We start from the raw sequence: 6,938 nt of genomic DNA on the forward strand, positions 1-6,938 counted from the left end.
AAGGAGAAATGTATGGGATGGTGGCGCGAAACCATTGATATCGTAAGAGAAAATGATCCAGCGGCCCGCACCACTTTGGAGGTTTTGCTGACTTATCCAGGTGTCAAGGCCTTGGCGGCCCACCGTCTCTCGCATTTTCTCTGGAAGCATGGCTTTAAACTCTTGGCGCGTATGCACAGCCAGTTTTGGCGCTTTTGGACTCAAATTGAGATTCATCCAGGTGCTCAGATTGATTCAGGTGTCTTTATCGACCACGGATCTGGTCTGGTGATTGGGGAGACAGCGATTGTTGAAAAAGGTGTTCTCCTTTATCACGGAGTGACTCTTGGGGGGACTGGTAAGGATGTTGGTAAACGCCATCCAACCGTGCGAAAAGGAGCTTTAATATCAGCCCATGCCCAAGTTATTGGACCGGTGGAAATCGGCGAAAATGCTAAGGTGGGAGCAGCAGCAGTTGTTGTGGCAGACGTACCTAGTGATGTGACGGTTGTCGGTATTCCTGCTAAGATTGTCCGTGTTCATGGTAAGAAGGATGAGCCGGTCATTCACGAAGTAGAAGAAAAACGAGAGTATTATGTCAATAAACTCGAGCAGGCTAAAGATGCCAGTCACAGATCGTCTGGTTTGTAGAGGATACCTATATGATTCAAGCAAGAAACAAGTTAAGCCAAGAGGAGCTATCTGAGGCGAAGAAACTAATTAACTATTGCCAAAACTATGACGGTACCTATCGTGATCCCTATCTCTCTAACATGCTTAATTTTGACCCAAACATGCCCGCCTTTTTCCTTTATTATGAAAAAGGCGAACTTGTTGGTCTCTTAACTGTCTATGCTGATGACCAAGATGTGGAAGTGACGATACTGGTTCATCCAGATTATCGTCGTCAGGGAATTGCGCGTGCATTGGTTACTAGTTTTGAAAAAGAAACGGCTTCTTTCCCTATTCGTTCAGTGACTTTTCAGACAGAACGTATTTTTCTAGAACGTCATCCTGATTTTGTCAGCAACTGGGGATTGGTCGAGGATGAAGATACAGAAACTTGGTTAGGTAAGGATAGAAGACCTTATCCGTTATCAAATGTTTCTAATATTGAAGTTTTGTTAGCAGATAGTTCGTATCAGGATCAAATTAGCCAATTAAAATTTCAGGCATTTTCAGAGGAACATGAATCGAGAGAAGTTGTGGATAGATATGTCGCCGAAGCCCTGAAGGATCCAGAAAGTCGTCTATATATTTTATTAAAAGACGGTCAGGTTATTGGGACTTGCACGGTTGATTTATCGAGCGATACGAATTACTTCTACGGTTTAGCAATATCTGAACCTGAACATGGAAAAGGCTATGGAAGCTACTTAGCAAAATCCATCGTTAACCAACTAATTGAGCAAAATGATAAGGAATTTCAGATTGCAGTAGAAGATAGCAATGTAGGTGCCAAACGTTTGTATGAAAAAATTGGCTTTGTCAAACAGACTCAGGTGGTTTATCTGAATGAGAAAGGAGCAAGGGATTCCGGAGTGTAGAGAGATTCGGACTGAAATTCAATTGAACTCTTAGTGACGAAACTAACAGTTCTTGGATTTTAGCTTTCCTGATTATGATTTATGATTAAAATCTATGACACCATGTCTCGTGATTTGCGAGAATTTGTCCCGATTGAGGACGGTAAGGTCAAGATGTATGTTTGTGGGCCAACTGTGTACAACTATATCCACGTGGGGAATGCCCGCTCAACAGTGGCTTTTGATACGGTTCGTCGCTATTTTGAGTACCGTGGGTATGAGGTTGCCTATATTTCCAATTTTACAGATGTAGATGATAAGATTATCAACCGTGCCAAGGAAGAGGGCATCACGCCTCAGGAGGTTGCGGACAAGTACATCACTGCCTTTCGTGAGGATGTGACAGCCTTGGGCGTCAAACCTGCGACCCGCCATCCGCGTGTGGTGGAGTTTATGGCTGACATCATCCGCTTTGTGGAAGATTTGATTGAAAAAGGCTTTGCCTACGAGAGTCACGGAGATGTCTATTTCCGTGTGGAAAAATCTCACAACTATGCCAAATTGGCTAATAAAACCTTGGAAGATTTGGAGCTAGGTGCTTCAGGTCGAACCGATGAAGAAACGGTTCGCAAGGAAAATCCTGTAGACTTTGCCCTATGGAAATCTGCCAAACCAGGCGAGATTTCTTGGGATAGCCCTTGGGGATCTGGTCGTCCGGGCTGGCACATCGAGTGTTCGGTCATGTCGACAGAGATTTTGGGCGATACTATTGATATCCACGGTGGTGGAGCCGATCTAGAGTTTCCTCATCACACCAACGAAATTGCCCAGTCTGAAGCTAAAACAGGCAAGACTTTTGCCAACTACTGGATGCACAATGGCTTTGTCAATATCGATAATGTCAAGATGTCTAAATCTTTGGGCAACTTTATCACAGTACATGATGCCCTTAAAACCCTTGATGGCCAAGTCCTTCGTTTCTTCTTTGCGACTCAGCATTACCGCAAGCCTATCAACTTTACGGAAAAGGCAGTGCGAGACGCTGAGACCAATCTCAAGTATCTGAAAAACACTTATGAGCAACCATTTACAGGAAAAGTGGATGTCAAAGAGTTACAAGCTTTTAAAGACAAGTTTGTAGCAGCTATGGATGAGGATTTCAACTCTGCCAACGGTATTACAGTAGTCTTTGAAATGGCCAAGTGGATCAACTCAGGCAACTATGATGCAGTGGTTAAGGAAGCTCTTGCGTCTATGTTAGAGGTCTTTGGTATTGTCTTTGTTGAGGAAGTTTTGGATGAAGAGATTGAAGCCTTGATCCAAAAACGCCAAGAAGCGCGTGCCAATCGTGACTTTGCGACAGCGGACCAGATCCGTGACCAATTGGCTGCTCAAGGGATTAAGCTCCTTGACACCAAGGATGGAGTGAGGTGGACTCGTGATTGATGTCAATCTCATTAACGGGATTGCGCTAGCCTTTGAAGGAGATGCGGTGTATTCTATGTATATTCGCCGTCACCTCATTCTAAAAGGTATGACCAAACCCAATAAACTCCATCAAGAAGCGACTAAGTATGTATCGGCTAAAGCTCAGGCCAGCCTGATTTCCCTCATGTTAGAGGAGCAAGTCCTAACGAAAAAAGAAGAAGAAATCTACAAACGTGGCCGCAATACCAATAGCCACACCAAGGCTAAAAATGCCGATGTGGTGACCTACCGTATGTCCACAGGTTTTGAAGCAGTGATGGGCTATCTCCATATGACTGAAAATCTGGAACGTCTTGAGAGCTTGATTTCGTGGTGCATCCAAAAAGTGGAGGGATAGGACATGATGGCAAAAGAACTACAAGACTGGTTTCCTGAGGCTCAGATTTCAGACCAACCAGTAGAGAAAGAGGGTTACTTAACTCTTCCTTTAGCTTCTCAGCAGTGGATTTTGCTGGAGGAAGCTGGGCTCAGTGAGCGTGAAAAGCAGTTGATTTCGCTTTTGACCCAGCAGGAGCAGGCTCGTTCGCTCAATCCTTGGTATTCTTTTTTGATTGAGGGGAAGGGACAGGCACCACAAGCTTTTAAAAAGATTCAGCTGGTTTACTGTCATCTTTCCTATTTTCAGCAGGAAAATCTAGTTTCTTGGCTAGATATGATGCGGACTCTTTTTCCCAACTGTCAGACGGTGCTGCAGGTCGGAGCTCAGGATTATGTTTTCGTGCTTCAACAAGACAAATACACTTCTGTACGAGCTATTTTAAGTGATACGATTGAAGCGGTTGAGTATGACTTTGGACTTCGTCTGTCAATCATGTTGGGCCAGGTTTGGTCTCAGACAGGCCATCAAGCCCTATCAGACTTGATTAAAGCTGAGCGCGATTTGTTCAAAACTTGGTGGCGTCAGGGTCACCAAGGTGTTCATACTTTTTCTCAGCTCTATCTTTGGAGTATGGGAGAAAGACTCGTGGATTTGAAGGCAATCAAGGAATGTCTACACCAGATGATTTTGGATCAAGATCAGATTCAGGAGATTGTTCTTTCTCTTTGGGAAAATAGTGCTGTTCTCACTAAAACAGCCCAGCAACTCTATCTACACCGCAATTCTCTCCAATACAAGATTGATAAATGGGAAGAGTTGACAGGACTTCAGTTGAAGGAGTTGACCGATCTGACATTGTGCTATCAATTGATTTTACCAGATATTCTCTAAAGTTTTGTGCAAGTTGCACAGAACTTTTTTGTTTTTTTGTTCATCTTGCCATAGAAATGTAAAGCGTTTTCATCTATAATAAAACTATCAAAAGACAAAAGGAGTTCACCTCATGGTAGAATTGAATCTTAAAAACATTTACAAAAAATATCCAAACAGCGAACACTACTCAGTTGAAGACTTCAACTTGGACATCAAAGACAAAGAATTTATCGTTTTCGTAGGTCCTTCAGGATGTGGTAAATCAACTACTCTTCGTATGATTGCTGGTCTTGAAGACATCACAGAAGGTACTGCATCTATCGATGGCGTGGTTGTCAACGACGTAGCTCCAAAAGACCGTGACATCGCCATGGTATTCCAAAACTACGCTCTTTACCCACACATGACTGTATACGATAACATGGCTTTTGGTTTGAAATTGCGTAAATATAGCAAGGAAGACATCGACAAACGTGTGCAAGAAGCAGCTGAAATCCTTGGATTGAAAGAATTCTTGGAACGTAAACCAGCTGACCTTTCAGGTGGTCAACGTCAACGTGTTGCCATGGGTCGTGCCATCGTCCGTGACGCAAAAGTATTCTTGATGGACGAACCTTTGTCAAACTTGGATGCCAAACTTCGTGTATCAATGCGTGCTGAAATCGCTAAAATCCACCGTCGTATCGGAGCTACAACTATCTACGTAACTCACGACCAAACAGAAGCGATGACACTTGCAGACCGTATCGTTATCATGTCAGCAACTAAGAACCCTGCTGGTACAGGTACCATCGGACGTGTGGAACAAATCGGTACTCCTCAAGAAGTTTACAAAAACCCAGTGAACAAATTCGTTGCAGGATTCATCGGAAGCCCAGCTATGAATTTCATCAACGTGAAATTGGTTGGTAGCGAAATTGTTTCTGACGGTTTCCGTTTGAAAGTTCCAGAAGGAGCATTGAAAGTTCTTCGTGAAAAAGGCTACGAAGGTAAAGAATTGATTTTCGGTATTCGTCCAGAAGACGTGAATGCAGAACCTGCTTTCCTTGAAACATTCCCAGAATCAGTTGTCAAAGCTACTATCTCTGTATCAGAATTGCTTGGTTCAGAATCTCACCTTTACTGCCAAGTTGGTAAAGATGAATTTGTTGCCAAAGTTGATGCTCGCGACTACTTGCAAACAGGTGCAACAGTTGAACTTGGATTTGACTTGAACAAAGCCCACTTCTTCGATGTAGAAACTGAAAAAACAGTTTACTAAGATAAAAGAAACTCAAAACACTGCTAGAGAAATCTGGCAGTGTTTTTTGAGATTGCGTAGAAAAAACTCCTAGGAAATTCCAGGAGAGTATGAGTGGTTATTTGAACTTGAATCCTTCGTAAATAAGCTCTGTTTTTGGATTTTGTTTCTTAATCTGTTTGGCAAGTGACTTCATCATAGAAAGAGAACCACACATATAGATGCTTGCATGTTCGGGCACTTTTTCTTGATCAAAATTAAGATAGCCGTCTTTCTACTGTTTACTAGATGGAGTTCAAAATTAGAATTTTTCTGAGCATAGTTACGGAGTAAATCTAGGTAGACTGCATTTTCATCTCCACGGAAGCTATAGTAGAAGTGAACCTGTTTATCTAAAATAGGATGTTCACGGATGTAAGAGATGAAGGGGGTGATCCCAATACCTCCAGCGATCCAAATCTGATTTTCTCGGTCTTCTTCTATAATCATGTGTCCGTAAGCTCTGTCTACGCTTACTTTGCTGCCGACTTGAAGATTGTCATAGATATTCTTGGTATGGTCGCCTGAATTTTTGACAGTAAAGTAAAGAGTTTGACCATGACCTCCTGAGATAGAAAAGGGATGCGGGGCACTTTCAAAACCTTCTTGGAAAATCTTTAGGAAGGCAAATTGTCCTGATTGATAGTTGAAAGGTCTGCTAAGATGGATTTGAATTTCTCTAGTATCGTGATTTAAGCGTTTGAGATTGGTAATTTTCCCAAGGTAGGGGAAGGTGATTATCTGGTAAAGGAAGATGATATAAAAACCAGCTAGCAAGCCTAAAAGGGCATAGCTACCAACAAGAAAACTTAGGAGATTAAATGTAAGGAGGCGATTGCCCATAATCATGTAGACGTGAAGGAGTCCAAAAATATAGGCTAGGTAAACCAGGCGGTGAATCTATCGCCAAGCTTCGTATTGGATGTATTTGCCTAAATAGGCGACAAGGATGATGCTGATAAAGATATAGATGGCAAGGTTGCCAAACTGAGCAGCTAAGCGAGAGCCCCACAAACCGCCCATACTAAAGTTATGAAAGATTAGTAGGATGATGGAGAGAAAGGCTGTGAATTTGTGGATGGTGTAGACCTTCTCCAAACCGTGAAACCAGCTTTCTAGTAGTGGGAGACGAGTGGCGAGGATAAAGGTCAGAGATAGGCTTGTTAGAGCTAGTCCTGGAATCATGAATTGGGGAGAAGTGTTCATCCAAGCGAAAAGAGTCAGGATAAAACTAGCTATGATAAAAAGTATTCCTTTGATTGATTTCATAAAAAATTCCATTTCATTTAGATTTAATTTGTTGTAAATAAATTTGTTACATTTTATCATAGAAAAAGTATGGTGTCAAATTGAGGTCTATAAATATCTACTCTCATCAAAAAACTCTCCAATTGAACTGGAGAGTGGCTGTTTATACTCAATGAAAATCAAAGAGCAAACTAGGAAGCTAGCCGCAGGTTGCTCAAAACACTGT

At 42.3% G+C, this 6,938-nt stretch carries 6 protein-coding genes and 1 pseudogene; 6 read left to right on the forward strand and 1 reads right to left on the reverse strand.

The window, feature by feature from the left end; translation table 11 throughout:
* The first annotated feature begins 12 nt into the window (after nucleotides 1-12).
* The 6 genes from cysE (at nucleotide 13) to ADH54_RS07720 (ending at nucleotide 5,446) form a co-directional block, all read left to right on the forward strand.
* The gene (gene cysE / locus ADH54_RS07695) at nucleotides 13-630 is read left to right on the forward strand and encodes a serine O-acetyltransferase (protein ID WP_049524657.1); all 618 of its coding nucleotides are present in this window, start codon (nucleotides 13-15) and stop codon (nucleotides 628-630) included.
* A gap of 11 nt (nucleotides 631-641) precedes the next feature.
* Complete coding sequence (locus tag ADH54_RS07700; RefSeq protein WP_049524658.1) at nucleotides 642-1,526, forward strand: GNAT family N-acetyltransferase; 885 nt, start codon at nucleotides 642-644, stop codon at nucleotides 1,524-1,526.
* A gap of 81 nt (nucleotides 1,527-1,607) precedes the next feature.
* Nucleotides 1,608-2,951 carry a cysteine--tRNA ligase gene (gene cysS / locus ADH54_RS07705; RefSeq protein ID WP_049524659.1) on the forward strand — a complete coding sequence of 448 codons (1,344 nt, stop codon included), beginning with the start codon at nucleotides 1,608-1,610 and terminating at the stop codon, nucleotides 2,949-2,951.
* A complete protein-coding gene (locus ADH54_RS07710; RefSeq protein WP_049524660.1) occupies nucleotides 2,944-3,330 on the forward strand; it encodes a Mini-ribonuclease 3 in 387 nt (128 codons plus the stop codon). The genes cysS and ADH54_RS07710 overlap by 8 nt, the downstream gene beginning before the upstream one ends.
* Before the next feature lie 3 nt (nucleotides 3,331-3,333).
* On the forward strand, nucleotides 3,334-4,203 hold the full coding sequence (locus ADH54_RS07715; RefSeq protein WP_049524661.1) for a helix-turn-helix domain-containing protein: 870 nt from the start codon (nucleotides 3,334-3,336) through the stop codon (nucleotides 4,201-4,203).
* Nucleotides 4,204-4,315: 112 nt separating this feature from the next.
* Nucleotides 4,316-5,446, forward strand: coding sequence for an ABC transporter ATP-binding protein (locus ADH54_RS07720; RefSeq protein WP_000229952.1), 1,131 nt, complete (start codon nucleotides 4,316-4,318; stop codon nucleotides 5,444-5,446).
* 97 nt (nucleotides 5,447-5,543) lie between these two features.
* Here the strand turns inward: ADH54_RS07720 and ADH54_RS07725 are convergent.
* Nucleotides 5,544-6,733: pseudogene (locus ADH54_RS07725) on the reverse strand (oxidoreductase).
* Between the last annotated feature and the right edge of the window lie 205 nt (nucleotides 6,734-6,938).

Source organism: Streptococcus pseudopneumoniae, assembly GCF_001072315.1.
Lineage (GTDB): Bacteria > Bacillota > Bacilli > Lactobacillales > Streptococcaceae > Streptococcus > Streptococcus pseudopneumoniae_R.

Coding starts and splice junctions, on each gene's coding strand:
- cysE (WP_049524657.1), top strand. CDS start 13: ATGGGATGGTGGCGCGAAACCATTGATATCGTAAGAGAAAATGATCCA.
- ADH54_RS07700 (WP_049524658.1), top strand. CDS start 642: ATGATTCAAGCAAGAAACAAGTTAAGCCAAGAGGAGCTATCTGAGGCG.
- cysS (WP_049524659.1), top strand. CDS start 1,608: ATGATTAAAATCTATGACACCATGTCTCGTGATTTGCGAGAATTTGTC.
- ADH54_RS07715 (WP_049524661.1), top strand. CDS start 3,334: ATGATGGCAAAAGAACTACAAGACTGGTTTCCTGAGGCTCAGATTTCA.
- ADH54_RS07720 (WP_000229952.1), top strand. CDS start 4,316: ATGGTAGAATTGAATCTTAAAAACATTTACAAAAAATATCCAAACAGC.